Annotated in this window: 19 protein-coding genes, 1 tRNA gene and 1 pseudogene; 15 read left to right on the forward strand and 6 right to left on the reverse strand. The window is 73.0% G+C overall.

All coding sequences use genetic code 11. The annotated features are described in order from the left end of the window. The 7 genes from ACWC97_RS19525 to ACWC97_RS19555 all read left to right on the forward strand — a co-directional run bounded on the left by ACWC97_RS19525 (window position 1) and on the right by ACWC97_RS19555 (window position 10,744). Entirely contained in the window at window positions 1-1,902 is a 1,902-nt protein-coding gene (locus ACWC97_RS19525) for a dipeptide/oligopeptide/nickel ABC transporter permease/ATP-binding protein (RefSeq protein WP_450650755.1), read from the forward strand. Further along, entirely contained in the window at window positions 1,899-2,672 is a 774-nt protein-coding gene (locus ACWC97_RS19530) for an ABC transporter ATP-binding protein (protein ID WP_450650536.1), read from the forward strand. The genes ACWC97_RS19525 and ACWC97_RS19530 overlap by 4 nt, the downstream gene beginning before the upstream one ends. Then, window positions 2,669-5,986, forward strand: a complete 3,318-nt coding sequence (locus ACWC97_RS19535; protein ID WP_450650537.1) for a serine hydrolase — start codon at window positions 2,669-2,671, stop codon at window positions 5,984-5,986. Before ACWC97_RS19530 ends, ACWC97_RS19535 begins: the two co-directional genes overlap by 4 nt. A 1-nt stretch (window position 5,987) precedes the next feature. Then, window positions 5,988-7,133 carry a M20 family metallopeptidase gene (locus tag ACWC97_RS19540; RefSeq protein ID WP_450650538.1) on the forward strand — a complete coding sequence of 382 codons (1,146 nt, stop codon included), beginning with the start codon at window positions 5,988-5,990 and terminating at the stop codon, window positions 7,131-7,133. Next, window positions 7,130-7,972: a GNAT family N-acetyltransferase gene (locus ACWC97_RS19545; protein ID WP_450650540.1), complete on the forward strand. Its 843-nt coding sequence runs from the start codon at window positions 7,130-7,132 to the stop codon at window positions 7,970-7,972. Before ACWC97_RS19540 ends, ACWC97_RS19545 begins: the two co-directional genes overlap by 4 nt. After that, complete coding sequence (gene menC, locus ACWC97_RS19550; protein ID WP_450650542.1) at window positions 7,969-9,075, forward strand: o-succinylbenzoate synthase; 1,107 nt, start codon at window positions 7,969-7,971, stop codon at window positions 9,073-9,075. Before ACWC97_RS19545 ends, menC begins: the two co-directional genes overlap by 4 nt. A 64-nt stretch (window positions 9,076-9,139) precedes the next feature. Beyond that, the gene (locus ACWC97_RS19555; RefSeq protein ID WP_450650544.1) at window positions 9,140-10,744 is read left to right on the forward strand and encodes a PucR family transcriptional regulator; all 1,605 of its coding nucleotides are present in this window, start codon (window positions 9,140-9,142) and stop codon (window positions 10,742-10,744) included. 15 nt (window positions 10,745-10,759) lie between these two features. Here the strand turns inward: ACWC97_RS19555 and ACWC97_RS19560 are convergent, their stop codons facing one another. Beyond that, window positions 10,760-11,299: a CGNR zinc finger domain-containing protein gene (locus ACWC97_RS19560; protein WP_352274436.1), complete on the reverse strand. Its 540-nt coding sequence runs from the start codon at window positions 11,297-11,299 to the stop codon at window positions 10,760-10,762. A 116-nt stretch (window positions 11,300-11,415) separates the two neighbouring features. Here ACWC97_RS19560 and ACWC97_RS19565 point away from each other — a divergent pair, with 116 nt between their 5' ends. The 6 genes from ACWC97_RS19565 (at window position 11,416) to ACWC97_RS19590 (ending at window position 18,133) form a co-directional block, all read left to right on the forward strand. After that, on the forward strand, window positions 11,416-12,531 hold the full coding sequence (locus tag ACWC97_RS19565; protein ID WP_450650547.1) for an EamA family transporter: 1,116 nt from the start codon (window positions 11,416-11,418) through the stop codon (window positions 12,529-12,531). 371 nt (window positions 12,532-12,902) lie between these two features. Next, a complete protein-coding gene (gene rsgA / locus ACWC97_RS19570) occupies window positions 12,903-14,018 on the forward strand; it encodes a ribosome small subunit-dependent GTPase A (RefSeq protein ID WP_450650549.1) in 1,116 nt (371 codons plus the stop codon). Window positions 14,019-14,035: 17 nt separating this feature from the next. Next, a complete protein-coding gene (locus ACWC97_RS19575) occupies window positions 14,036-14,782 on the forward strand; it encodes an SAM-dependent methyltransferase (RefSeq protein ID WP_352274433.1) in 747 nt (248 codons plus the stop codon). 210 nt (window positions 14,783-14,992) lie between these two features. Beyond that, on the forward strand, window positions 14,993-15,337 hold the full coding sequence (locus tag ACWC97_RS19580) for an ATP-binding cassette domain-containing protein (RefSeq protein WP_450650551.1): 345 nt from the start codon (window positions 14,993-14,995) through the stop codon (window positions 15,335-15,337). Window positions 15,338-15,368: 31 nt separating this feature from the next. Further along, window positions 15,369-15,956 (forward strand): TetR/AcrR family transcriptional regulator, encoded by a 588-nt coding sequence (locus tag ACWC97_RS19585; RefSeq protein ID WP_450650553.1) that lies wholly within the window; start codon window positions 15,369-15,371, stop codon window positions 15,954-15,956. A gap of 158 nt (window positions 15,957-16,114) precedes the next feature. Then, window positions 16,115-18,133 (forward strand): hypothetical protein, encoded by a 2,019-nt coding sequence (locus ACWC97_RS19590; protein ID WP_450650555.1) that lies wholly within the window; start codon window positions 16,115-16,117, stop codon window positions 18,131-18,133. Window positions 18,134-18,408: 275 nt separating this feature from the next. On the opposite strand, the gene ACWC97_RS19595 is transcribed toward ACWC97_RS19590, so the two are convergent. Together ACWC97_RS19595 and ACWC97_RS19600 are read right to left on the reverse strand one after the other, a co-directional pair. Continuing rightward, window positions 18,409-18,482: transfer RNA gene (locus ACWC97_RS19595), tRNA-Pro, on the reverse strand. A 53-nt stretch (window positions 18,483-18,535) separates the two neighbouring features. Beyond that, window positions 18,536-21,170 (reverse strand): annotated as a pseudogene (locus tag ACWC97_RS19600) (ATP-binding protein). Between the two features lie 106 nt (window positions 21,171-21,276). Here ACWC97_RS19600 and ACWC97_RS19605 point away from each other — a divergent pair. Both ACWC97_RS19605 and ACWC97_RS19610 read left to right on the forward strand, forming a co-directional pair. Next, a complete protein-coding gene (locus tag ACWC97_RS19605) occupies window positions 21,277-21,777 on the forward strand; it encodes a DUF309 domain-containing protein (protein WP_352274428.1) in 501 nt (166 codons plus the stop codon). 91 nt (window positions 21,778-21,868) lie between these two features. After that, a complete protein-coding gene (locus ACWC97_RS19610; RefSeq protein WP_352274427.1) occupies window positions 21,869-22,345 on the forward strand; it encodes a hypothetical protein in 477 nt (158 codons plus the stop codon). Window positions 22,346-22,352: 7 nt separating this feature from the next. On the opposite strand, the gene ACWC97_RS19615 is transcribed toward ACWC97_RS19610, so the two are convergent. The 3 genes from ACWC97_RS19615 to ACWC97_RS19625 are packed head-to-tail and all read right to left on the reverse strand — an operon-like array spanning window position 22,353 to window position 26,480. Beyond that, window positions 22,353-23,588, reverse strand: coding sequence for an NAD(P)/FAD-dependent oxidoreductase (locus tag ACWC97_RS19615; protein WP_450650557.1), 1,236 nt, complete (start codon window positions 23,586-23,588; stop codon window positions 22,353-22,355). Then, window positions 23,585-25,027, reverse strand: coding sequence for an FAD-dependent oxidoreductase (locus ACWC97_RS19620; RefSeq protein WP_450650756.1), 1,443 nt, complete (start codon window positions 25,025-25,027; stop codon window positions 23,585-23,587). The genes ACWC97_RS19615 and ACWC97_RS19620 overlap by 4 nt, the downstream gene beginning before the upstream one ends. Window positions 25,028-25,046: 19 nt before the next feature. Beyond that, the gene (locus ACWC97_RS19625) at window positions 25,047-26,480 is read right to left on the reverse strand and encodes an FGGY family carbohydrate kinase (RefSeq protein ID WP_352274425.1); all 1,434 of its coding nucleotides are present in this window, start codon (window positions 26,478-26,480) and stop codon (window positions 25,047-25,049) included. Window positions 26,481-26,760 lie beyond the last annotated feature (280 nt).

Raw genomic sequence — 26,760 nt, forward strand, 5'->3', positions numbered from 1 at the left:
ATGCCTCATCCCCACCACGACAGCTCACTGCGGCACCGGCTCGGGCGCACCCTGCGGACGCCGCTCGGCGTCACCGCGCTCACCGCCTGCCTGCTGGTCGCGCTGGTCGCCGTTCTCGGTCCCGTACTGCTCGGCGACCGGGCGGCGCGGATCGACACGGACGCGATCAACCAGGGCAGCAGCGCCGCCCATCTGCTCGGTACGGACCAGCTCGGCCGGGACATCGCGGCCCGCGTGGTGGTGGCGACCCGGCCGACCCTGCGGCTCACCCTGCTGGCCGCCGTGATCGGCGTCGGCGGCGGGCTGCTGCTCGGTGTCGCCCCGGCGGTCGTGGGACGGCGTCCAGGCCGGCTGATCACCGCGGTCGTCGGTGTGCTGGTGGCCTTTCCCGGCCTGCTGTTCCTGCTCTTCCTCGCCACGGTCTTCGGGGTGGGCACCACCGGGGCGGTGTTCGCCGTGGGGCTGGCCATGGTCCCGCCCATGGCGCGGCTGGTGCAGAACCTGACGGCGTCGGTCGCGGGCTCCGACTACGTGGCGGCGGCCCGGATCCTCGGCGTGGGCCGGTTCAGGATGGTGGTGCGTCATCTGCTGCCCAACATCGCCGAACCGTCGGTGCTGTTCGCCACCCAGGCGACCGGCGGCATCCTGGTCGCCTTCTCGGGGCTGTCCTTCCTCGGGCTCGGGGTGCAGCCGCCGCAGTACGACTGGGGGCGGCTGCTCAACGAGCAGCTGAGCCGTGTCTTCGTGAACCCGGCGGCCGCTCTCGCGCCTGGCGCGGCTGTCGTCCTGACGGGGCTGATGTTCGGTCTGGTCGGCGAGGTGCTCGCACAGGCCGGTGGCCGGCGGGCGCCACGGACGGCGGAACCGGCACCGCCGCCGCAGTCGTCGCCGACGACCGGGGAAGCGGCGGTCGCCGGCGGCGACGGGGCCCTGGTCCGGGCGCGCGGTCTGCGGGTGACGTTCCCCGGCGGGCGGCAGGCCGTACGCGGGATCTCGCTGGACATCCACGCGGGCGAGGCCGTCGGCCTGGTCGGCGAGTCGGGATCGGGCAAGAGCCTGAGCGCGCTGGCGCTCGCGGACCTGGTCCCCCACCCGGGCCGGGTCTCGGCCGACGCCCTCCGCTTCGACGGCGCCGACCTGCGGGCGGATCCCCGGCTCGGCACCGGGCTGGCCATGGTCTTCCAGGACCCGATGGCCTCGCTGAACCCCGCCCTGCGGGTGGGCCGCCAGCTCGCCGAGGTGGCAGAGGTGCACCTGGGTGCGAGCCGCGCCCGGGCCGCCGCGCGCGCCGTCGACCGGCTCGGTGCCGTCCGGATCGCCGCTCCGGAACGCCGCGCCCGGCAGCGGCCGCACGAGTACTCCGGCGGGATGCGGCAGCGGGCCGTCATCGCGATGGGGCTGATGGGGAGGCCGAGGCTGATCATCGCCGACGAGCCCACCACGGCCCTCGACACGGTGGTCCAGAAGCAGGTCCTCGGCCTGCTCGCCGAGGTCCGTGAGGAGTCCGGCGCCGCACTGCTGCTGATCTCCCACGACCTCGCCGTCGTCGCCCAGGTCTGCGAACGGGTCCTGGTGATGTACGCGGGCCTGATCGTGGAGGACCTCCCGGTCGGCGAACTGCTCGGCGGCGCCGCCCACCCGTACACCCGGGCGCTGGTCGGGACGGCGCCGACCATGGCCGCGGACCCGAGGAAGGAACTGGCGACCATCCCCGGCCGGCCGCCGGAACCCGGGGAGGCCGGCGCCGGATGCCCGTTCGCCCCGCGCTGCGACCGCGCCCGGAACCGCTGCCAGGAAGACACCCCCGAACTGACGGACCTCGGTACGGGCCGGCGGGTCGCCTGCTGGTACCCGGCCGGGCCGGCCGCGACCACGTCCCGCACGGTGGAGGCGACGTCATGAGCTCACTCGAACTACGCGGGATCACGGTCCGCCACGGCCGATTCACCGCCGTCGACCACGTCGACCTGCTGATACCGGAAGGCACGGTGACCGGGCTGGTGGGCGGGTCCGGGTCGGGGAAGTCGACCCTCGGCAAGGCCGTCGTGGGGCTGGCCCCGCTGCGGTCGGGACAGGTGCTGGTCGACGGGACCGACGCTTCCCGCCGACGCGGGCGCAGCCCCGTGCAACTGGTGTTCCAGAACCCGTACGCCTCGCTCGACCCACGCATGACCATCGGCGCGTCCGTGGCCGAGGCGCTGTCCGGCGGGGCGGACGGGCGCCGGTCGCCCCGCCGCGAACGCCGCGCCGCACGCGACGCCGAGGTGGCGCGCTGCCTGGAGCTCGTCGGCCTCGCCCCCTCCCGTGCCGCGCTCACCCCGGACGCGCTCTCCGGCGGCCAGCGCCAACGCGTGGCACTGGCCAGGGCCCTGGCCGCCCGGCCCGCCGCGCTGATCGCGGACGAGATCACCTCGGCCCTGGACGTCTCCGTACAGGGCGCGGTACTCAATCTGCTGCGCCGTCTCCAGCGCGAACTGGGCTTCGCCATGCTCTTCGTCTCCCACAACCTCGCGGTCGTCCGCCACCTGTGCGACCAGGTCGCCGTGATGGACGGCGGACGCCTCGTCGAGTGCGGTCCCGCCGATCGGGTGCTGGCCCGTCCCGAGCATCCGACGACCCGCGAACTCCTCTCCTGCGTACCCGAACTCGCCCTCTCCGAGGAGGCGTCATGACCCGACCGCTGACGATCGACGACCTGTACCGGTTCGAGATCCCCGGTGATCCCGCGCTGTCCCCCGACGGCGAACGGGTCGCGTACACCCTGACCACGCAGGACGCCGGGAACGACCGGGCGGTCCGCTCGATCTGGGAGGTGCGCGGCGGGGGCGGACCGGCCCGGCGCCTCACCCGCGGCCCGGCGGACACCGCGCCGCGCTGGTCCCCGGACGGGACGCGGCTGGCGTTCCTGCGCGCGGGGCAGCTCCATCTGCTGCCGGTCGACGGGGAGGAGGCCGTGCCGCTCACCACGTCCGCCGACTGCCCGGCCGGGGCGGGCGTCCCGGTCTGGAGCCCGGACGGGTCGCGCATCGCCTTCGCCGCTCCCGAGGCGCGTCGCGCGGACGGTGCGCCGGTGGTCATCGACGCCCTCGGCTGGAAGGCGGACGGGGCGGGCCTGACCGGGTCGGTCCGGACCCAGCTGTTCGTGGTGGAGGTGGCGTCGGGAGAGGTCGCACAGCTCACCCACGACGACCGGCACGTCGGCCCGCCGAGCTGGTCGCCCGACGGGACCCGGCTCGCCTACCCGGCGCGGACGACGCCGGACGCGGCGTCCTTCGGCCCCTCGGCCGCCCATGTCGTAGGGGTCGGGGAGAACGCGTCCGCGCCCCGCCGGGTCGGGCCGGCCGACGGCATGGCCGGTCCGGTCTGCTGGTTCCCCGACGGGTCCGCGCTCCTCGTCGTCGGCCGCGCCTCGTTCGGCGTCGGCCACGCGGAGCTGCTGCGGCAGCCGCTGGACGGATCCGCGCCGGTGTCGCTCAGCGCCACGCTGGACCGCAACGTCATGGGCGGCGGTCCCGGCTACCCGGGCGCGCTGCCGCAGTTCCACGGCGACGACATCGTGTTCTGCGCCCGCGACCGGGGCGCGACGCGGCTGTACCGGGTGGGTGCGGACGGGATCAGCGCCTCTCCGCTGCCCGCGGGAACCGGGGTCGGCGGCTGCTCGGTCGCGAGCGGGGCGGGGCGGGCCGCGGTCGTGGTCTGCGACGCGGAGCGCTTCGGCGAGATCGTGCTGCTGGACCTGGCCGCCTGGGCCGACGGAAAGCCGGGCGGGCCGGAGCGGCTCACCGACCACATGACCCGGTCGCTGCCCGAGGTCGCCCTCCACCCGGTCACCGAACGCGAGTTCCGCATCGCGGACGGCACGGTCGTGCACGGCATGATCACCCGGGCCGCCGGCACTCCCCCGGGCGGCCCGCTCCTGGTCGATCTGCACGGCGGCCCGCACAACGCCTGGGCCCCGCACTCCGACCCGGTCCACCTCTACCACCAGGAGCTGGCGTCACGCGGCTGGACGGTCCTCACCCTCAACGTCCGCGCCAGCGACGGCTACGGCGAGGCGCACTACACCGCCGCCGTGGGCGCCTGGGGCGAGACGGACGAGCAGGACGTCCTGCAACCGGTCGCCGCCCTGGTCGACGAGGGGCTCGTCGACCGGGACCGGATCGCCCTCACCGGCTACAGCTACGGCGGCTATCTGAGCTGCTGGCTCTCCGCCCGCACCGAGCTGTTCACCGCCGTCGTCCCCGGCGGGGTCCTGGTCGACCTGAGGAGCATGGCCGGCACTTCCGAGGAGGGCCATCTGATCGCCGAACACGAGATCGGCAACCCGGCACGGATGGCGGAACTGTCGCCGCTCAGCCACGCCGACGCCGTACGGGCCCCCACCCTGATCCTGCACGGCGGCGCGGACGACACCTGCCCGGTCGGCCAGGCCGAGCAGTGGTTCCACGCGCTGCGCACCCGGCGGGTACCGGCCCGACTGGTCGTCTACCCCGGCAGTTCCCATCTCTTCCTCCTGGATGGCCGGCCCTCGCACCGGGAGGACTACTCCCGCAGGCTCGTCGACTGGGTCACCACGCACACCAACCGCTGCACGACACGGAAACCGGAGCACGACATGACCGAAACCACCGAGCTGTCGGCCCGCTGGACCACCCGGCTCACCGAGCTCGCCGCCCGCCGCTCCGTGCCCGGCGCCGGTCTCGCGGTGCTGCACCGCGGCGAGATCGTCGCCGAGACCGCCGTCGGCCTCGCCAACACCGGGGCGGGGATCGGGGCGACCACCGACACCCTCTTCCAGGTCGGCTCGATCACCAAGGTATGGACGACCACGGTGGCCATGGCCCTGGTCGACGAGGGCCTGCTCGACCTGGACACCCCCGTCGTCTCCGTACTCCCCGAACTCCGCCTTCACAACGACGAGTTGACCCGTGAATTGACACTTCGCCATCTCCTGACCCACACCAGCGGCATCGACGGCGACCTCTTCACCGACACCGGGCGCGGCGACGACTGCCTGGAGAAGTACGTCGCGCTGCTGGGCGACACCCCGCCCAACCACCCGCTCGGCGCCACCATGTCGTACTGCAACGCGGGCTTCACCCTCCTCGGCCGGGTGCTGGAGGTCGTCACCGGCGTCCAGTGGGACGAGTTGATGCGCGAGCGTCTGTACCGGCCCCTCGGTCTGACGCACACCGCGACCCTGCCGGAGGAGGTGCTGCGCTTCCGCGCCGCCATCGGACACCTGGGAAGCCCTCCGGCGCAGGCCCCGCTGTGGGGGCTGATGCGCTCGGCCGGTCCGGCGGGACTGATCTGCTCCACACCGCGCGAGGTGCTGGAGTTCGCCCGGCTGCACCTCGCCGGGGGAACCACCGCGGACGGCACCAGGATCCTCTCGGCGGAGTCGGTCGCCGCCATGCAGACCCCGCAGGTCGAACTGCCCGACCCGTACATCCTGGGCAACGCCTGGGGCCTCGGCTGGTTCCTGGACACCTGGGACGGACAGCGGGTGTTCGGACACGACGGCGGCACGATCGGACAGAGCGCCTACCTGCGGGTCCTGCCCGAGGCCGAGCTGGCGATCTGCCTGCTCACCAACGGCGGCGACACCTCCGGCCTCTACCGGGACGTGTTCACGGAAATCGTCCGGGAGCTGGCCGGGGTGACGATGCGCGCCGGTATCCGGCCCGCGACCGGACCGGTGGCGGTGGACCCGGCCGACCACGTCGGCGTCTACCAGCGACTCTCCAGCACGATCGAGATCGTCGAGCGGGACGGCGGCCTGGTGATGCTGGACCGGATCACCGGCCCCCTGGCCGCCCTGACCCCCGAGACGGAGAACGAGTACGAGCTGCACCCCGTCGAGCCGGGCGTGTTCGTCGTACGGCGCCCGGGGTTCGAAGCCTGGGTCCCGGTCGTGTTCCACACGCTCGACGACGGCACTCCGTACCTCCACCACGGTGGCCGCGCCACCCCCAAGGTGGGCTGACATGAGCGAGATCGTCACCGTCCTGGAGGCCGGGCTGCCCGGACTGCTCGCCGACATCGGGGAGTTGGTCCGCGCCGAGTCGCCCAGCGCGGACCTCGCCCCGGTCGCCGACTGCGCCCGGGTCGTCGCCGGGCTCGGCACCCGGCTGACCGGTGCGGCGCCCGAGTGGGTCGACGGTTCGGGTCGGCCCGCCCTGCGCTGGCGCTTCGGCTCCGGCGACCGGGTGCTCCTGCTCGGCCACTTCGACACGGTGTGGCCGGTGGGTTCCCTGGCCCGGCACCCCTTCGAGGTGGCCGGCGGGCGGCTCACCGGACCCGGCTGCTTCGACATGAAGGCCGGTGTGGTGCAGCTGTTCCACGCCCTTTCGGTCCTGGACGACCTGGACGGGGTCTCGGTGCTGCTGACCGGGGACGAGGAGATCGGCGCCCCGACCTCGCGCGCCCTCGTCGAGGACGAGGCCCGGCGGACCGGTGCCGTGCTCGTCCTGGAGGCGAGCGAGGGCGGCGCGCTGAAGACCGCGCGGAAGGGGATGTCCGGCTACGAGCTGACCGTCGCCGGACGTGCCGCGCACGCCGGTCTGGAGCCCGGCAAGGGCGTCAACACCACCACCGAACTCGCCCACCAGATCCTGGCGTTGTCCGCCCTCGCCGACCCGGCGGCCGGCACCACCGTGACGCCGACCGTGGCCGCTTCCGGCACCACCCGCAACACGGTGCCCGACACGGCCCGGCTGATGGTCGACGTACGCGTGGCCACGGCCGCCGAACAGGACCGGGTGGACCGCGCCGTACGCGGCCTCGCCCCGGTCCTCGACGGCGCCTCCCTCACCTTCTCCGGCGGCCCGGACCGGCCACCGCTGCCGACGAGCGCGTCGGCCGGGCTGTTCGAACTCGCCCGGGGGCACTACGCGGAGCTGGGCCTCGGCCCGCTGCGCGGCGTGGCGGTCGGCGGCGCCTCCGACGGCAACCTCACCGCCGGAGTGGGCACCCCCACGCTCGACGGCCTGGGCGCCGTGGGCGGCGGGGCGCACGCGGACGACGAGCACGTGGTCGTCGCCGAACTGCCCCGCCGCACGGCGCTCGTGGCCCGCCTGGTCGACTCGCTGCTGCGCGGGGCACCCGCCGCCCCCGGCCGGGTGACCCCATGAACGAGGCGCGGGAGGCCGCCGAGCGGGCCGCGCTCCGGGCGGGCGTCACCGTCCGGGAGCTGCACGGGCTGGACGAGATGCACGAGGCATGCCGGGTGCTGGACCGGATCTGGCGGCCCGATCCCGGGAAGCCGCTGATCACCCCGGAGCTGCTCCGGGTCTTCGCGCACTCCGGCAGCTATGTCGTCGGGATCGACCAGGGCGGCCGGATGGCCGGATTCTGCCTGGGCTTCCTGGCCAGCGCCGGACTGCACTCGCACATCGCCGGGGTCGACGGCAGCCTCCGGGGCCGCAACGCCGGCTTCGCGGTCAAGCAGCACCAGCGGGCCTGGGCGCTGGAACGCTCCATCACCACCGTCACCTGGACCTTCGACCCGCTGATCAGCCGCAACGCCTACTTCAACCTGGCCAAACTGGGCGCGGAACCGAGCGAGTACCTGGCCGACTTCTACGGGGTCATGCAGGACGAGGTCAACGCCGGGACCGAGACGGACCGGCTCCTGGTGCGCTGGGAGCTGACCGGCGAGCCCGCCGTGGCATCCGCCGCGGGCCGCCCTCGTGCCGTCTCCGTCGACGGCGCGGGGGCCCGCACCGTGGTGGCGCTGGACGCCGGACCCGACGGCCGCCCCGTCGTCGGGCGGCGGGACGGCGACACCGTCCTGGTCCGGATCCCCGCCGAGGCGGAGGAACTGCGCCGGACCGACCCGTCCCTGGCCCGCGCATGGCGGTACGCGCTGCGCGAGGTCCTCGGCGGGCTGATGGCCGAGGGACACACCGTCACCGGATTCACCCGGGACGGCTGGTATGTGATCGACAGACGTCGGGAGAGTCAGCCATGAAGCTCACAGGGGTCGAACTGCGCCGGATCGCGATGCCACTGGTCGCGCCCTTCCGGACCTCGTTCGCCACGATGACCACCCGGGAGATCCTGCTGGTCAGGGTCGGGACCGAGGACCACGAGGGCTACGGCGAATGCGTCACCATGGCCGATCCGCTGTACTCCTCGGAGTACACCGCGGGCGCCGCGGACGTGCTGCGCGACTACTTCGTGCCCACCCTCGCCGCCCTGCCGTCGCTCGACCCGTGGGCGGTCGCCCCGGCGCTGGCCGCGTTCAAGGGCCACCGGATGGCCAAGGCCGCGCTGGAGACGGCGGTCCTCGACGCCTGGCTGCGCTCCCACCAGCTGTCGATGGGCCAGTGGCTGGGAGCGACGGCCGACCGGGTGCCGGCCGGAGTGTCGGTCGGCATCATGGACTCCATCCCCGCACTGCTCGACACCGTCGACGGATATCTCTCCGAGGGCTATCTGCGGATCAAGCTGAAGATCGAACCCGGCTGGGACGTGGCACCCGTGCGCGCGGTCCGGGAACGCTTCGGCGACGACGTACAGCTCCAGGTGGACGCCAACACCGCGTACACCCTCGCCGACTCCGCCCAGCTCGCCCGGCTCGACCCGTACGGGCTGCTGCTGATCGAGCAGCCACTGGACGAGGAGGACGTCCGGGGCCACGCGGAACTCGCCCGCCGGATCCGCACCCCGATCTGCCTGGACGAGTCCATCGTGTCCGCCCGTTCGGCGGCCGACGCCCTCGCGATGGGCGCCTGCTCGGTCGTCAACATCAAGCCGGGGCGGGTCGGCGGCTATCTGGAGGCCCGGCGGATCCACGACGTGTGCGCCGCCCACGGCGTCCCCGTCTGGTGCGGGGGAATGCTGGAGACCGGTCTGGGCCGCGCCGCCAACGTGGCCCTCGCCGCACTGCCCGGCTTCACCCTCCCCGGCGACACGTCCGCCTCCGGCCGGTACTACCGGACCGACATCACCGAGCCGTTCACACTCCGCGACGGCCATCTCGACGTGCCCCGCGGACCCGGCATCGGGATCTCCCCCGTCCCCGGGCAACTGGCCGAGGTGACCAGGTCGACGGAGTGGATCGGCCGATGACGGCCCCCGGAGCCGGACCGTCCGCACCCGCCGCGCCCCTTTCGCGATCAACTACCTTGTGATCATGACGGGACAGCCGCGGGCCGTTCTCGGCCGGATCATCAACGATCTCGGTTCGACGCTGATCGAGGTGGTGGCCGGGGAGGCCGACCCGGCCCGTGCCGTCACGGGGGTGCTGATCCAGGACCCCCGTGACGAACCCGCGAGGCTGCCCGGCGCGGTGGTGCTCGGCGTCGGTGTATACGGCGCCGGGCCGGTCGCCGCCCTGGTCGACACGGCCGCCGGACTCGGCGCGGCGGCTGTGGTGGTCCGCTCCCCGGTCCCGGTGTACGGACCCGTCTCGAAGGCGGCGGCCCGCACCGGCGTCACCGTGCTGGGCCTGACGCCGGGGGCGTCCTGGGCGCAGGTGGCCGCGCTGCTGCGGTCGCTGCTCGCGGTCGACGAACTGGGCACGGTGGGCGGTCCGGACGAGGCCGACGGCGCCGAGCCGCTCGCCGGTGACCTGTTCGCCCTGGCCAACGCGACGGCCGGGCTGTTGGACGGCCCGGTCACCGTGGAGGACCGCGGCGGCCGGGTGCTGGCCTTCTCCAGCCGGCAGGACGAGGCCGACCCCGACCGGATCGCGACCGTACTGGACCGTCAGGTACCCGCCGAGAAACTGCGTGCCCTGGAAGAACTCGGCGCCTTCCAGGCCCTGTACCGTAAGGAGGAGCCCGTCTATGTGGACGGCATCGCGGAGAAGCCCCGGGTCGCGATCGCCGTCCGCGCCGGCGGCGAGGTCCTCGGCTCGATCTGGGTGGTGGTCGACGGACCGCTGAGCACGGACCGGACCCAGGCCCTCCACGAGGCGGCGAAGGTCGCCGCCCTGCATCTGCTGCGCCGCCGCACCGGCGCGGACGCCGAGCGCCGGCTCCGCGCCGATCTGCTCGCCACCGTCCTGGAGGGCGGCACGCACGCGCCGCAGGCCGCCGTCCGTCTGGGCCTCTCCGCCCAGCCCGCCTGCGTACTGGCGCTCGCGGTGACCGGCGAGCAGTACGAGCCCGACCAGGTGGCCGCGGCCCACCGCGTCGCCGAGGCGCTCACCCTCCACCTGGCCGCGATCCACCCCCGCACCGCCGCCGCCACCCTCGGCCAGGTCACCTACGCGGTCCTGCCCACCGGTTCGGACGAGCAGGGGCTGCGGGTCGCCGAGGCGTTCCTCGGCCGGATCGGCGACCGGGTGCCCGCCGTCATCGGGGTCGGCCGACTCGCCGCCCGCCCGGTGGAGCTGCGCCGCTCGCGGGCCGACGCGGACCGTGCGCTGCGCGTCCTCGGCTCCGGCCGCGCCCGGCGCAGGGCCGCCCGGCTGTCGGACGTCTACGCCGCCTCGCTGCTGGAGGAGCTGACGGACCGGATGGCCGCCGAGGACGATCTGCCGGACGGCCCCGTCATACGGCTGCTCGCCTACGACACCGAGCACGGCACGGCCCTCACCGAGACCCTGGACGCCTGGCTGAGCACCTTCGGCGACGTGCCCGCCGCCGCTGCCGCCGTACACGTCCACCCCAACACCTTCCGCTACCGCCTCAAGCGGCTGGCCACGGTCGCGGACATCGATCTCGACGACCCGGAGGCGCGGTTCGAGGCGATGCTCCAACTACGGCTGCGCCCACCGCGCCCCCGGCCATGACCCGCCGGACACGCCTCAGCCGGTCGTCGGTGTCGGGTTTCCGTGGCGGCGCTCGCGGTGGCGGGCCACGGCGTCGTTGTTGGCGCAGCGCACCGAGCAGTAGGCGCGTCTGCCGTTGCGGGAGGTGTCGACGAACGCCAGGGCGCAGTCGCGTCGCGCGCACCGTCCCAGCCGCTCGGCGTCGGCGGAGCAGATGACGTAGGCGAGTCCGGCCGCGGTGATGGCGCGGATGTGCGCGGCCGGGTCCGCGCCGGTGGCGCTGTAGTGCAGGTGGGGCCGTCCGTCGTGCAGGGAGATACGGGGGCTGCTCGAAGCGTCGGCGAGGAGCGCGTTGACCTCGGCGCACCGCTCGTCGAGGTTCTGTCGCCCGAAACACGCGGCCAGGCGCCGGCTCCACGTCCAGACGGCCTCGGCCTGCGCGGTGGTGAGCGTGCGGTTCACCACGCCGTGCGCGGCCAGGAGCGGTTCCAGGTCCGCGGGGTGAGGTGCCGCGGTCAGGTTGACCAGGTCGGCGGCGAGCCTGGCGGCCTCACCGCCGTAATGGTTGAACTGCATAAGACAATTACATCATCGTATGCCCCGGGCCGGTACCGGGGCGACGGACCATGACGCCGTACGACGTCGGGCGGCCCTCCGGACGACACCGGACACGACGAGATCCCGGAGGCACGATGGTGCAGGCTGCCCGCCTGTCGCGGCAGGGGTCCGCGACGGCGCCGGCGTTGATGCTGGTCCAGATCGCCAGTCTTCAGGCGGGGTCGGCCGTCGCGAAGGAGGCGTACGCGTCCGTCGGCCCCTCGGCCCTGGCCGGTATGCGGCTGTGCTTCTCCGCCGTGGTCCTCTGGCTGCTCGTCCGGCCGTCGCCGCGGGAGGTCACGGCAACGCAGTGGCGTGCGGTGATCCCGCTCGGCCTGGTCCTCGCGGCCATGAACGTGGCGTACTTCCAGGCCATCAGCCACCTGCCGATCGGCGTGGCCGCGACCGTGGAACTGCTCGGCCCGCTCGCCCTGTCGATCGCCCTGTCCCGCCGGCTGGAGCATCTCGTGGTGGCGTTGCTGGCGCTGGCGGGCGTCCTGCTGCTGACGGGCCCGGGGGCCTCGCTGCCCGCCGTCGGGCTGGCGCTGGGAGGCGCCGCCGCGCTGTGCCGGGCGGGGTACGTGGTCCTGAGCCGGCGGGTCGGACGACTGTTTCCCGACTGGACGGGCCTGGCGCTGGCGCTGGCCTGCGGCGCCTGTGTCCTGACCCCGGTCTCCGCCGTCACGGGCGGCGCCGCGGTGGCGGCCCACCCGGCCGTTCTCCTCACCGGCCTCCTTGTCGCCCTTCTGTCCTCGCTGATCCCGTACGCGCTGGACATGACGGTGCTGCGGCGCATCGACACCCGCGCCTTCGGGGTGCTCCTCGCGCTGAGCCCCGCCGTGGCGGCGGCCGTCGGTCTCCTTCTGCTGCACGAGCAGTTGACCGTACGCCAATTGGCGGCCGCTGCTCTGGTCGTCCTGGCCGGTGCCTGGTCGGTGCGGCGGACCGGAGGGCCTGCCGCGCCGGAGGCCCGCGCACCCTCGGCCACCGCCGCACCGGCACAGGACCGCTGCCCCGTCTGCCACGGGCCGACCGAGGGAGAGGCACGGTGGTGGACGCTGCGGTCCCACCACCGCACGTCCGAGGGCGAGGTCGAGTACTGCACCGGTGGTTGCGGCTGCCTCGTCGTCCTGGTCGACGGGGAAATGGTCAAGGCCCTCCCCACTGACCCCGGTCAAGGACTCAGGTCGGCGGACGGGCCCCGAGAATGATCAAGGGCTGGTTGCGGATTCGAAACCGGCCCTCATCTGCGCCTGTGCGTCGCTCGTGCGCATGCGACCGGTGCCTGGCCCTGGGCTGCGTGCTGAAGCACTGCCCAAGAAACGCTTCCGGTCGGTCGGGGCCGACTCATGGGTTCATAGAAGATGCTACGGTTTCCGTTGAAGTGGCAACCAGGCCATTCTTGGAGATCGGAGGAGATGCGCGATGACGGTCGTGGTGACCACCGCTGTGTGCGGTGCCCGACTCGTTCGCATCTCTCGGGTCTCGGCCTGACCTTTCCTCTGTCGACCTCCCTTCTCTGCAGGGAGTGGTTCCGGCACGTCTGACGTCCGGCGAGACCCCCTCTCAAGGGTCTCTTCCATTGTTTCACCAACACGCTTCTCCCCCTTCTGCTCTCTTCTGTCCTTCGCGCGTCCCGACCTTGGCCGACTTCGGCTGGGACACGGAACGTGAGCGGTCCTTCGGTCCATCGAGGGACGAGGGACTGGTACCGGGCCGGGTCGTGCGGACCGAGCGCGGTCTGTGCGACATCGTCGCCGAGACCGGCCCCGTCCGCGCGACGGTCCTCCCCTCCTCAGGTACCGGTGACCGGCTGACGCCGTGCACCGGCGACTGGGTGGCCGTCCGGCCGGCCGGACCGGCGACCTCCGCCACCGTGGTGAAGGTGCTGGAGCGACGGAGTGCGGTGGTCCGCTCCACTTCCTCGCGGACCTCCCACGCCCAGATCCTGGCCGCGAACGTCGACACCGTGGTGGTGGCCGTCTCTCTCGCCGACCCGCTCAAGCTCGAGCGGATCGAACGGATGCTCGCCCTGGCCTGGGAGAGCGGCGCCACACCGGTGGTGGTGCTCACCAAGGCCGACCAGTCCATCGACCCCGCTTCTGCGGCGTCCGAGGTGGCCGAGGCGGCTCCGGGGGCGGAGGTGCTGGTCACCAGCGCCACCACCGGCGAGGGCCTGGACGTCCTGACCGCCGTCCTGTCGGGCACGGTCGTGCTGCTCGGACCCTCGGGCGCGGGCAAGTCCACCCTCGGCAACCGACTGCTCGGCGAGGATCTCCTGGCCACCGGCGCGGTACGCGGCAGCGACGGCAAGGGCCGACACACCACCGCCTGGCGCGAACTGGTGCCGATGCCCCACGGAGGAGTGCTTCTGGACACCCCGGGCCTGCGCGGCGTCGGCCTGCACGACGCCGACGACGGCCTGGAGCACACCTTCGCAGAGATCACCGAGCTGGCCCGCGACTGCCGCTTCGCGGACTGCGCCCACACCACCGAGCCGGGCTGCGGCGTGCTGGCCGCCGTCGAGGACGGCCGTCTCACCCAGCGGCGCCTCGACAGCTACCACCGGCTGCAGCGCGAGAACACCTACGCAGCCGCCCGCACCGACGCGCGGCTGCGCGCCGAGCTGCAACGGCCGATGAAGCGGATCTCGCGCCAGGTGCGCGCCCTCAAGCAGTCCCCCCACTTCAAGGCATGACGGAAAGGAATACGGTCATGGACCTTCCCCGCATCTTCACCATCCGCGAGAGCGGCCACCGCATCCACAACCCGCTGACCGCGGACAAGTTCGCCACCCTGGGCGAATCCCTCCGCCTCCCCGCCGGGACCCGGGTGCTCGACCTGGCCAGCGGCTCGGGCGAAATGCTGTGCACCTGGGCCCGCGACCTGGGCTTCACCGGTACGGGGGTCGACATCAGCACGCTCTTCACCGCGCAGGCCCGGGCCCGCGCCACCGAACTCGGCGTCGCCGACCGGGTCGAGTTCGTCCACGGTGACGCCGCCGGCCACGTCGCCGACCAGCCGGTCGATCTGGCCGCCTGCGTCGGCGCCACCTGGATCGGCAACGGTGTCGCCGGAACGACCGAGCTGCTCCAGCGCAGCCTCCGGCCGGGAGGGACGATGCTGATCGGCGAACCGTTCTGGCGGCAGACCCCTCCGGACGAGGAGACCGCCAAGGCATGCCACGCCACCTCCGTCGCCGACTTCCTGCTCCTCCCCGGTCTGATCGAGCAGTTCCAGCAACTCGGTTACGACGTCGTGGAAATGACGCTGGCCGACCAGAACAGTTGGGACCGCTACGCCGCGGCGCAGTGGCTCAGCATGCGCCGCTGGCTCGATGAGAACCCGGACGACGAACTCGCCCCCGAAGTACGGGAAGAACTCACCACCGAGCCCGCCCACTACGCCCGTTACGGGCGTGAGTACCTCAGCTGGGGCGTCTTCGCTCTCATGAAGCGCTGACATCCCCGTCCCCGGTGGGGCCCGGACGTCAGAACGTCCGGGCCCCGCTTGGGGCATCGTCACGGCGGTCGATCCGACGGCGGCGGCGCCGACGCCCCCGCCGCCGTGCAGCCGCTGACCTTCGCACGGACCGGGGAAGCTCGGAGTACCGGTGACTGGGGGCCGCTTGCAAACCTACCTATCGATAGGTAGGTTTGCAGTATGGGCAACATGACCACCCCTTCCATCCGTGCCGTCGGGCTCGGGCGGGACTTCGCCGAGCACACTGCGGTGCACCGGCTCGACCTGGAGGTGAACCCCGGAGAGGTCTACGGCCTGCTCGGCCCCAACGGCTCGAGCAAGAGCACTAACGTCCGGATGCTCACCACCATGCCCCGCCCCTCCCGGGGCGCTGCCCAGGTCGCCACGCTGCCGACATCAACCCGCTCACCCCGCCGCTGGAAGCCATGCGCAGTCTGCTCACCGCCCCCTGGAACGAGCAGAACCTGCCGCCGGGCGCCCTTGTCGCTCTCGTTCTCCTGGCGGCGGGCGCCGTTGCGGCCCACCTCACCCTGACCCGTCGTACTCGTACAGGAGTCTGACCACCATGCCCCGCCAGAGCGACACCCGCGCCCGTGCCCGTGACGAGTTCGCCCGACGACTCGCCGACTACGGCTACCTCGGCGTCTCCCTCGACGACATCGCCAAAGCCGTCGACGTGAAGAAGGCCAGCCTCTACCACCACTTCCCCGGCGGAAAGCCCGCCCTGTTCATGGAGGTGGCCGACCACTACACCAAGGAAGCCTCCGCCCTCCTCCAGAGCGCACTCGCCACCCCCGGCACCCTGCGCGACAAGCTTCTCGCCCTCGCCGCCTCCTATGCCCAGGGCACCTACAACTCCGCGCTCAGCAACCAGATCTACTACGCCACCCGCCATCTCGAGGAGGGCCAGCGCGCCGAGGTCTCCCACGCCTACGTGCGCGGCCTCATCCAGCCCGTCACCGACCTCATGGCCCAGGCGGTGGCCACGGGCGCACTACGGCAAGCCGACCCGGGATTCCTCGCCACCGCCTTCATGGAGCTCGCCGCCACTGTTCATCCCCCGCAGGACGACTGCCATCAGGCGTCCGCCGACCGCCTGGCCCAGGACGTCGTCGACCTCTTCCTGCGAGGAGCCGGCCCGGACACCCCCTGACCTGAAGTTCAGCTTTCGAACATCCAGCCAGGCCGGGGCTTGAAACACCGAGGCCGCACGAAGGCCGTCCTCTGATCGGCCGAGGGGCCCGCCCCGGCCGGTGTGATGTTCTCGGCCCGTTCGGCGCTGAGATATACGTGACCACAAAATTCAAACACGTGTCCGATTCTGTGCGTCGTCTCGCTCTCGTCCTCGCGCTCGCCGCCGTGCCCGTCGCCGCCTCTCCCACAGCCCACGCCGAAGAGTCCGAGACGCCTGAGGTCGCACTGACCGCACCGGACAGATATACGCCCGTCCAGGACGTGCTGTACGCCGCGGGAGACACCGGCTACCTGCATCGGCGGGAGACGGACGACGGCTCCACCGCCCTGTACCAGTGGCGCGGATACGACGGAACCGAGCGGAACGTCGAGAACTTCACCGGCCAACTGCCGGGCCAGCAGGGCTACTACGGCGCGGGGACGGACATCCTTCCCGTGCCCGTGGGTGCGAGTGGAGTCGTGCAGTTGCGCGACCCGGCGACGGGTGAGTCGACTCCGCTCACCGTGCCTGACGGTCAGTACACCGTCGCTTCCTTCGGGCGGACCGTGCTGACGCTCTCGTACAACGAGGTGTGGCAGGTGGACAAGCTGCACGTCCTCCGGCTCCAGGACGGCGTGACCACCGAAACCCCGGTCGAACCACCACCGGGACTGCGTTTCGACCGGTACCCCGTCGCCGCCGGGGACGGGCAGTTGGCCGTCGTGAGGTTCACCCGCGCGCACACCATCGGCCTCGTCGACCTGACGACCGGCACCCTGACGCCCGTCTCCACAAACGTCGCCGTCGACGAGCCCTGGTCCGTCCAGGCCGCCGTTTCCCCCACCCACATCGCCTGGTACCAGAAGGGCATGAGCCAGGCCCGGGTGATCCGCCGTGACGCCCCGTCCGGGGCACAGACCTCCGTCACCGTGCCGCCCTCCGACGAGGGCACTCCCGTCGTCGGGCTGGCCGGCGAGTGGCTCCTCACAACCTACCGGCCGCAGGCCCCCACCGAGCAGAACCCTCCCGCGCGTCGGGGAGGTCCCCTCAAGGCCGTCCCGCTCGACGGCGGTTCACCCGTCACCCTGCTGGACGCGGCGCAGCCCGACCTGCTGCAGGTCCCCGGCGGCGGGGCGGTGACGGTGGGCGGCGCGCACGCCGGCGACTGGGCGGTGCGCCGGGTCGAGACCGGACCGGACGGCCGCCCTACGCTGCGCACGCTCTCCCAGGTACCCGCCGCGCCCGCCGTTCTGCGTGGCATTGCCCTCTCCGGTGGCCAGTTGGTCACCAAGGAGGAGGACAGCGGGCCGCGGCCTTCCTATCAGACCCGCGAGGTGACCCTCACCGGTACGCCGTCGGCGGGGGCACGCTCCGAGGTCACCACCGCCCCCCTCGGTGACGGTTACGGCCAGCCGCTGGGCGCGGGAGACGGTTCGGTCGTCCATGTACGGTACGACGAAGCCTCTCAGCGGGACGTCCTGGTCCGCGCAACGGCAGGCGGTACGCGCACCGAGGTCGTGCCCCTCGACCGCGCCATGCCTCCGACCTCGGGCCGCGGCCTGCGCGACGCCGCCGGGCGGTACGCGGTCTACGGAGGTGGCGACGAGCGGGTGGTCGTCGATTTCGAAGCACCCGGTGGCGGGACGGTGGTCCAGCAGCTGAAGACCCCCGCGGCCGCACTCGGCGGATCCACGCTGTGGACCACCGACGGCACCGGCGGACGCGTCGAGGCACGCGATCTGGTCTCGGGCGCCATCACCCCGTACACGGTCGGCGCCTCGTGCGTGATCCGGGACATCCAGGTCGCCGGGCACTGGATGTACTGGGACTGCCTGGGCCAGGACACGACCGGTGACCAGTCGACCCCGTTCGGCGTGTACGACCTGAAGTCCGGTGCCGGTATCAGTCTGCCCAAACGTGGAAAGCTCGGAGACGGCTTCCTCGTCAACCACGACACAGCCACGGGCAAGCTGCAGCTCATCGACTTCCACACCGGCACCGTCGCCGCGCCCCGGACGCTGGCAGACCTGCCCGTCTCGACCGGCTGGAAGAACTACGACGTGGACAAGTTCGGCAGCGGCATCGCATGGCTGGACGCCGACGGCACGGCGCACGTCACTTCGAGCGATACGTCGGCACTCAGTTCGGGTCTCTGACCCAGGTACGGGCGGCGCCACCCTGCCGCCGCCCGTACCCTGCGCCTGGCGTTCACGCTGCCTGTCGCTTGGGCTCTTCGAACCGCGCGAATCCGGGAACATCCTGGCCGACGGCGTGACCACAGCGTCCAGGCTTCCACCTGGTCAAGCCGATCTCGGTGACCATCGCAACGCAGTCACCGACTGACCGAGCAGCCCGTCGAAGGCCCCCAAGAATGATCAAGGGCTGGTTTCGGATTCCTCCGAAACCAGCCCTGATCTGCGACTGTCTCCAGTCGGGACGACAGGATTTGAACCTGCGACCCCTTGACCCCCAGTCAAGTGCGCTACCAAGCTGCGCCACGTCCCGATGCGATGTTCCGTCCCGGTGTTGCCGGGCGGCCTCGCAGGACAAACATTACCTCACTCCGAGGACCGGATCGACGCCCGTGCCTGGTGGGCGCGGTTCGCCAGGGACTCCGCGCCGCAGGCGGTGGCCAGTTTGTACGCCCGGGCGAGTTCGCGCGGCGAGCGGATCGCGATGCCGTAGTCGACCAGGGCCAGCGCGTGTTCGTACGCGGACGGGGACGACTCCAGGTGGCGGACCGCCTCGGAGAGCAGACGGGTGGCCTCCTCGGGAGCGGCGAACAGGGCGAGGCAGTGCAGGGCCTCACCGATCGCGGTCTCCGTGCCGAAGCGCTCGGCGTGCACCCGTGCGGTGGCGGCGAGTTGGGCCGCGCGGTCCGGGTTCTCCTCGGCCAAGGCGCGGGCGAGATCGCCGGCCCAGGGCGCCCACACGCCGTTGAACCTGCCGCGCGGTTCGAGCTTCTGACCGGCCGCTTCGAGCTCGACGATCGCTTCCTTGGTCCGGCCCTCGGCCAGCAGCAGCCTGCCGCGTACGCAGGGGCCGTCGGGCAGCACCATCGCGCTGGGGTAGGGCGCCTCGAAGGTGTAGCGGTCGGCGATCTCGCGGGCCTCGGTGACCCGGCCCCGGGCGACCAGGGTGTCGATGAGCAGGCAGGCCGCGTCCCAGTGGACCGGCAGTCCGCTGCCCACCCGGTCGGCGAGGCGCAGCCCTTCGCGCAGGAAGCCCTCGGCCTCCGCCAGCCTTCCGCGACGGCGGTGGACCAGTCCGAGCAGGGTGTGCGCGAACGCGAGGTGCGCGCCGCTCCAGCCGGAGATCTCGAAGGCGCGGACCGCCTCGGCGAAGAGTTCCTCGGCGCGGTCGAGCTGGTCGGTGAAGGCATAGGTGATGCCGACCAGGGTCGGCAGCTCGAAGCCCCATTCGGTGTCGGTCCAGCCGAGTCCCCTGGCCGGGTGTCCGCCGACCAGGGCGCGTTCGCAGAGGTCGACGACGAGCTGGGCGTTCTCGCCGCGCACCATGGCGTCGAAGGCCCGGAGCGTGAGCAGGGCGCGTTCGGCGTTGTCCCGGCCGTGCAGATGGTCGGCGTTGCGGGCGAGCCGGGCGGAGCGGCCGGGGCCGTCCTCCTCGGTGGCCTGCATGCCCTCCCAGAGGAAGTGGGCGGCCTGGAGCCGCATCAGGCCGGGGCCCGGGGCGGTGCGGGCGACCTCCGCGGCGAGTGCGCTCGCCGCCTCCTTGAGCTGGTTGTTGTGCGAGTGCGCGGCCGCGAGCCGGTAGGTGGCGTCGACCCGCTGGTCGTCGTCGAGCCCAGGCATGTCGAGCGCGTTGCGCAGGTGCTGGACGGTGGTGGCCGGGGAGCTGAGCAGGGTGGCGCAGCCCAGCTCGTACAGCAGGGTGGCCTGTACGCGCTCGCGCGGGGGTTCGCGCAGGGCGCGTTCGAGGCAGCGGCGGGCGGCTTCCGGGGCGCCGACGGCGAGGTGCTGCTTGGCCGCCTCGCGGAGCTGCTCGACGAGTTCCTGGTCGTCGTCCGGGTGGACCTCCAGCAGATGCCGGGAGGCCGCGGCGGGGCCGAGTCCGGCCCGGTTGATCGCCCAGGCGGCCCGGCCGTGCATGGCGGTGCGGGTGGCCGGCGGGATGGCGCGGTAGATCGCGCTCGCGATGAGCGGGTGGACGAACTCCAGCGGGTCGAAGCCGGTGACGATGCGGGCCTCGCGCAGCCGCGCCGTGCAGTCGGCGGCCTCGGCCGAGGTCATTCCGGCGAGGGTGGCGGCCAGGTCCTGGGAGATGTCGGTGCCGAGAACGGCCGCGGCCCAGGCGAAGCGGGTGGCGTTGGTACCGAGCCGTTCGAGCCGGGCGACGAGGCCGCTGCCGCGGGCGGAGGCGCCGAGCTCGCGCAGCAGTCCGGCCGACTCGTCCAGCGGGACCAGCTCGCGGTCCTGCACCTTGGCGACGAGCTCGACCGCCTCGTACGGGTTTCCGCCGGTGACCGCCCACACCTCGCGGCAGAAGGGGTCGTCCGCGTGTTCGCCGAGGGCCGGCGCGGACCAGTTCCGCGGTGGCGTCCGGGGTGAGGGCGCGCAGCGCGACGCGTACCTGGGCGGGGTGGGCGCCGCCCACTCCGTCCTCCTTCTCACGGGTGGCGAACTCCTCCGGGCGGTGGGCCTGGACGACCAGGACCGGGAGCTCGTTCAGCCGGGCGGTGAACGAGGCGAGCCAGGCGAGGGATTCGCCGTCCGCCCAGTGCGCGTCGTCGATGACGAGCAGCAGCGGACGGTGGCTCAGCCGGGAGGACAGCCGGGCGACGACGTAGTCCAGGCCGTCCCGCACACCCTGCGGATCGGGCTGCGGGCCGCTCGGCTCGGCCAGTCCGAGCGCCGGTGCGGCGACCTCGTACCAGGGGCCGAAGAGTGCCCGCACCTCGTCGGGCGGGAATCGGTCGAACGCGGGCTGGAGCAGTTGGCGTACGACGTGGAACGGCACGGAGGTGACCGTTTCGCCGCCCCGTGCGGACCAGACCGTACAGCGGTCGGCGGCCATCGCCTGGATCTCGGCGAGCAGCGCGGTCTTGCCGATACCGGCCTCGCCGCTGAAGATCAGCAGCCCGCCGACGGCCTGGGCGCCGCAGAGGGCGTCCACCGCCTCCGCGGCGGCGGCGAGTTCCGGTTCGCGTTCGTACAGCGGCCGGGACGGCTTCATCCCTACCCTCCCCAAGGTGATGCGTGTGGTTTCGACACTAGTCGTGAACACTGGTCCACGGACAGTGGTTCGGACAGTTCAGCGCGGGTGCGGGCACAATCGTGGAGTGGACGGAAATCGCAGGGACCGGGACACCGGGGGCCGGGCACGCAACGCGCGCCCGCGTGACGGGCTGGGCCGCCCGCTTCCGTACGGGAGCGAGGGGGTGGCCCGGCAGCCGGAGGGGGTGGTGCGTGCCCCCGAGGAGACCGTGCGCGAGGCGCAGCGGCTCCTGGACGCGGGGATGCCGTTCCATGCGCACGAGGTGTTCGAGGACGCGTGGAAGTCGGGCCCGGAGTCGGAGCGGGAGCTGTGGCGGGGGCTCGCGCAGTTGGCGGTGGGGCTGACCCACGCGGCCCGGGGCAACGCGACGGGCGGGGCGCGGCTGCTGCGGCGCGGGGCGGCGGCGCTGACCGGATTCGCCGCGGGCCGGCCGTACGGGATCGGGGTCGCCGGGCTGATCGACTGGGCCGAGGGGCTGGCCGGGCGGGTGGCGGAGGAGGGCGCGGCCGACCGGCGGATCGATCCGGTGGCGGAGGCGCCGCGGCTGTGCGGCCCGGTGCGTTGAGGGTCCGGGAGCGGTCCGCTCCGGGGCGGATCCGGCACCCGTCGCACCGAGCGGCGAACAGGGCGGCCCGCAGCCATTACGATCGCGCGTCATGAGCAATTCTGACCAGGACCAGGAGCAGGGCCGAAGCGTGGACGCCCCGATAGCCGCGGACACGGGCGTCGCGGGGGCGAGGACGAAGAAGGAAGCGGGCGCGGAGGCGGACGCCGGGGAAAAGAAGGCGGCGACCGACGCGGAGGCGGCTTCCGATGTGGTCGTCGACACCGAGACCGGCGCAGACGCCGAGGCCGATGCCGACGAGGCCGGTGACCGCAGGCTGACGCCCCGCCAAGCGAGACGGTTGCGGATGGCGCTGTCGGCGGTGGGGATGGCCGCGATGGCGGTCGTTCTCGCACTGCGTATCGCCAGCCGGTCGTCCGTCCTGGTGGTCGGGGTGTACGGGCTGGCGCTGATCCTGTGCGGAATCGTGATCGAGCTGAGTCGCAACGGGCGTACGCGGCTCGGCAGTTGGCTGCTCGCCGTCGGCCTGGTCGCGGCCATCGGTTCGGACTGGCTGCTGATTCCCTGACGCGTGGTCAGCATGGCGTGATCCGTACGGTGCCGCCGTCCGGTTCGGCCCGCTCCAGCCAGTCGGCGCGCAGCGGGAAGGACCGGCCCGGAACGGCGGACCGCAGCAGCCGCTCCCGGTGCAGTTCCCGGCCGTCCTGGTGGACCAGGAGCAGCGGCGCGGTGAGCCGTTCGGCGGTGCGCAGAAGGAAGCGTCCGCCGGTCGGAAGGGTGCCGTCGGGGCCGACGAGGTTGGGGGCGACCCAGCTCAGCGGGGCATCGACGGCGATGGCCGGCCGGTGGGCGGGCCAGGTGCCGGTGATCAGGTGGCGCAGTACGGGGGCGGCGACGGCCCGGCCCTCGGCGAAGGCGTGGCCCGCGCTCTCCACCCCGTGCAGCAGGTTGCCGACGGCGAAGATTCCGGTCCGGTCGGTGCGGTGGTCCGGGTCGTGGGCGGGTCCCCGGGTGCCGGGGTCGAGGGTGACGGCGCCGCGCCGGGCCAGTTCGTGTTCGGGGATCCAGTCGCCGGTGAAGACGACGGTGTCGCAGCGGAGCGTGGTGGTGCGGCCGTCCTGGTGGCGGACGGCGACGCCGGTGAGCCGTTTCCGGCCGACGAGGGCGGTGACGGTGGTGCGGGTGAGGACCGGGGTGCGGTCATTGCCCCGGGTCAGGGCGGCGAACGGGGCGGTCGGCTGGTCGGTGACCAGGGCGACGACCTCGGTCTCCGCGACGCGCAGGGTGTCGGCGGCGGCCCGGGCGACCGGTCCGGCGCCGATGACGACCGCGCGGCCGCCGATCCGCCGCCCGTGGAGGTGGACGGTCTGCTGGAGTTCGCCGGTGGTGAGGACGCCGGGCGGGCGGTCGCCGGGGACGAGCCGGGCGCTGCGGGGGCGTTCGCGGGCGCCGGTGGCGAGGACGACCGCGCGGGCGGTGATCCGTTCGAGGCCGGTGGGCGCGGTGGTGTCGACGGTGAGGGGTCCGGCCCAGCCGGTGACGGAGACGCCGGTGCGCAGGGCGGCTCCGGCGCGCAGGGCGGTGGCGACGCAGTCGCGGGCGTACGCGGGTCCGGTGGCGGTGCCCCGGCCGATCGTCCGGCCGCCGAATCCGCCGTGGTGGCAGTGGCGGGGGATGCCGCCCGCGGTCTGTTCGCGTTCCAGAATCTCGACCCGGCCCGCGCCGGACGCGGCGAGTTCGGCCCCGGCGCCGAGGCCGGCCGGACCGGCGCCGACGATCAGGACGTCGACGGTGCGTTCGTGCCGGGTCACGACCGGGCCTCCTCGAACAGGGCGCGGACCGCGGCTCCGCAGGAGAACCCCTGGCACCGGCCGTTCCCGGCACGCGTTCTGCGGCGCAGGCCGTCCGGGGAGCCCGGTGGCACCGTGCTCGCCAGGGCGTCCCGGATCTCGCCGGCGGAGACGCGTTCGCAGTGGCAGACCAGGGTGCCGTACGCCGGGTCGCGGGCGATGAGCGCGGCGTCCTGGTAGGGGCGGGGGAAGGCCTCGCCGAGGTTGGGCAGGGTGACGGGCGGCAGTTCGGCGGGTTCGCCGAGGTCGAGGCCGGATTCCCCGAGCAGTCCGACGACATGGGCGGCGATGGCCATGGAGGCGGTGAGTCCGGTGGAGCGGATGCCGCCGACGGTGATGTGGCGTTCGTCGGGGCGGGAGCGGATGCGGTAGTCCTCCTGGCCGGTGGCGGCGCGCAGTCCGGCGTAGACGGCGGTGACCTCCTCGTCGAGGAGGTCGGGCAGGATGCGGCGGCCCTTCTCGCGGAGCAGGGCGAGGGCGTCGGCGGTCGATCCGGTGGCGGTCTTGTCGTCGATGTCTTCGGCGGTGGGGCCGAGGAGGACGTTGCCGAAGACGGTCGGGGTGACCAGTACGCCCTTGCCGGCGGCGGTGGGGACCGGGAGCAGGATGTGGCGGACCAGGTCCCGGGCGAGCTTGTCGAAGACGATGAGCTGGCCCCGGCGCGGGGTGACGGTGAACTCGTCGTGGCCGAGCAGCCGGTCGATCTCGTCGGCGTACAGTCCGGCGGCGTTGATCAGGTGGCGGGTGCGCAGGGTGCCCCGGGAGGTGGTGAGGGTGTGCAGGCCGCCGTCGTCGTCGATGTCCCGTACCCGGCAGTTCAGGTGGAGGTGGACTCCGGCGCGGACGGCCTGGGTGGTGTAGGCGAGGGGGGTCGTCCAGGGGCAGACGAGGCTCTCGTCGGGGATCTCCAGGGCGCCGAGCGCGCCGGGGCCGAGCCGTGGCTCCCGGTTCCGCAGTTCGTCGGCGTCCAGGAGCCGGGCCGCGTGGTACTCGTTGTGTTCGGCCTTCTTCAACAGGCTCGGCAGAGCGGCGAGTTGTTCCTCGTCCCAGGCGACGAGAAGGGCGCCGACCCGTTCGACGGGGATGCCTGCCCCGGCCGCGTAGGCGCGCAGCCGATGGGCTCCTTCGCGGACGAGCCGGGCCTCCAGTGTGCCGGGCACGGCGTCGAAGCCGGTGTGCAGGATCGCGGTGTTGGCCTTCGACGTGCCGTTGGCGATGTCGTCGGAGGCGTCGAGCAGCGCGGTGCGCAGGGGGTGGCGGGCCAGTTCGCGGGCGATGGCGGTGCCGACGACGCCCGCGCCGATGACGGTCACGTCGTAGACCGGCGGGCCGGTTCCGGATCCCGTTCCCGGCAGGTTCCGGGCCGTCAGGGGTCCGGTGGTGGTGATCGTGGTGCGCATGGTGCGGCTCTCGTACGTGTCAGGCATGGTCCAGCAGGCTCTGTACGCCGGTCCGGAACGCGGCGAGGCGCTCGGCGGCCCGGTCGGCGCCGATACGGGGTTCGTACACGGCGGCGGGCTTCCACTCGGGGACGGCCCGGCGGACTGTGAGGTGCGGGTCGAGGCCGAGGCGGGCGACGGCTCCGACGCCGAGCGCGGTGGCGTCGGGGAGCGCGGACACCTCGACGGGGCGTTGCAGCAGGTCGGCCTGGGTCTGCATGAGGAGCTCGGAGCGGGTCAGGCCGCCGTCGACGCGGAGTGAGGTGAGCGGTGTGCCGAGGTCGGTGGCGGCCGCCTCGGTGAGTTCGACGACCTGGGCCGCGATGCCTTCGCACAGGGCGCGCACCAGATGCCCCCGGGTGGTGCCGAGGCCGAGGCCGGTCAGCGATCCGCGCAGGTCGCCGCGCCACCAGGGGGCGGCGAGTCCGGCGAGTGCGGGGACGAAGGTGACACCCCCGGAGTCGGGGACGGTCCGGCCCACGGGGTCGAGGTCGGCCGCGCCGGAGACGACCCCGAGGCCGGTCAGCCAGTCGACGGCAGAGGCGGCGGTGTAGACCTGGCCGTCGAGGCAGTAGGCCGTACGGTCGCGGAGCCGCCACGCCACGCAGCCGACCAGGCCGGTGGAGCCGCGGCGCGGGGCGGGGCCGGTCTGGGCGAGGAGGAAGGCGCCGGTCCCGTAGGTGCATTTGGCGTCGCCGGGGTCCAGGGCGTTCTGGGCGAGGAGCGCCGCCTGCTGGTCGACGAGGAGGCCGGTCAGCGGGAGTTCGCCGCCGAAGGCGGTCGTCGTGCCGACCGTGCCGTCGCAGTCGACGACCTCCGGAAGGCGTTCGTCGCCGAGGCCGAAGACGTCCAGGGCCCGGGGCGACCAGCCGACCCGGTCGAGGTCGAGGAGCTGGGTGCGGCCGGCGGTGGCCGCGTCGGTGACGAACGCGCCGGTCAACTGGTGGACGAGCCAGGCGTCGGTGGTGGTGACGACGCCTTCCCGGGTCAGTTCGCGGCGGATCCAGGCCATCTTCGGCGCGGCGAAGTAGGGGTCGAGGGGGAGTCCGGTGAGCCGGGTCAGCTCCTCCTCGTGTTCGGCGAGTTCGGCGCAGAGTCCGGCGGAGCGGCGGTCCTGCCAGACGATCGCCGCGGTGAGCGGGCGCCCGGTGGCCGGATCCCAGGCGAGCACCGTCTCACCCTGGTTGGCGAGGCCCACCGCGTGGACCGGCTCGCCCGCCTCCCGCAACGCCCGGCGGCCCGCCTCCACGACCGAGCCGAGCAGTGCGGCGGGGTCGGTCTCGACCGCTCCCCCGGATCCGTGGCGCACGGAGACCGGCACGGAGGCGGAAGCGATCACACCGCGCTCGGGACAGATCACCAACGCCTTCGTTCCCGACGTGCCCTGGTCCACGGCGAGTACCGGGCCTGTCATCGACTCTCCATCGGTGCGAACGGTGCGAAGGCTCGGTGGATCGAGCGGAACGGTGATCACTGAACTCGCCGCCCAGAGTGGTGCAGACCACCGCGCGCGTCAAGGGCCGACCGGACCTTGACCGGAACCACCCGAACAATTGATTCGACTTTGAACATCCGTTGGGATGAACGTACTTGAGTAAGATCCGCGAATCGCGCCGGACGGCGACAGCAATGGCCTTACACTCACCGCCGTGCAACAACCGGACGCCTTGCGGCAGTTCGTTGTTCAACAGCTG

Source organism: Streptomyces sp. NPDC001108 (genome assembly GCF_053598535.1).

Coding starts and splice junctions, on each gene's coding strand:
- ACWC97_RS19525 (WP_450650755.1), top strand. CDS start 1: ATGCCTCATCCCCACCACGACAGCTCACTGCGGCACCGGCTCGGGCGC.
- ACWC97_RS19530 (WP_450650536.1), top strand. CDS start 1,899: ATGAGCTCACTCGAACTACGCGGGATCACGGTCCGCCACGGCCGATTC.
- ACWC97_RS19535 (WP_450650537.1), top strand. CDS start 2,669: ATGACCCGACCGCTGACGATCGACGACCTGTACCGGTTCGAGATCCCC.
- ACWC97_RS19540 (WP_450650538.1), top strand. CDS start 5,988: ATGAGCGAGATCGTCACCGTCCTGGAGGCCGGGCTGCCCGGACTGCTC.
- ACWC97_RS19545 (WP_450650540.1), top strand. CDS start 7,130: ATGAACGAGGCGCGGGAGGCCGCCGAGCGGGCCGCGCTCCGGGCGGGC.
- menC (WP_450650542.1), top strand. CDS start 7,969: ATGAAGCTCACAGGGGTCGAACTGCGCCGGATCGCGATGCCACTGGTC.
- ACWC97_RS19555 (WP_450650544.1), top strand. CDS start 9,140: ATGACGGGACAGCCGCGGGCCGTTCTCGGCCGGATCATCAACGATCTC.
- ACWC97_RS19560 (WP_352274436.1), bottom strand. CDS start 11,299: ATGCAGTTCAACCATTACGGCGGTGAGGCCGCCAGGCTCGCCGCCGAC.
- ACWC97_RS19565 (WP_450650547.1), top strand. CDS start 11,416: ATGGTGCAGGCTGCCCGCCTGTCGCGGCAGGGGTCCGCGACGGCGCCG.
- ACWC97_RS19575 (WP_352274433.1), top strand. CDS start 14,036: ATGGACCTTCCCCGCATCTTCACCATCCGCGAGAGCGGCCACCGCATC.
- ACWC97_RS19580 (WP_450650551.1), top strand. CDS start 14,993: ATGACCACCCCTTCCATCCGTGCCGTCGGGCTCGGGCGGGACTTCGCC.
- ACWC97_RS19585 (WP_450650553.1), top strand. CDS start 15,369: ATGCCCCGCCAGAGCGACACCCGCGCCCGTGCCCGTGACGAGTTCGCC.
- ACWC97_RS19610 (WP_352274427.1), top strand. CDS start 21,869: ATGAGCAATTCTGACCAGGACCAGGAGCAGGGCCGAAGCGTGGACGCC.
- ACWC97_RS19620 (WP_450650756.1), bottom strand. CDS start 25,027: ATGCGCACCACGATCACCACCACCGGACCCCTGACGGCCCGGAACCTG.
- ACWC97_RS19625 (WP_352274425.1), bottom strand. CDS start 26,480: ATGACAGGCCCGGTACTCGCCGTGGACCAGGGCACGTCGGGAACGAAG.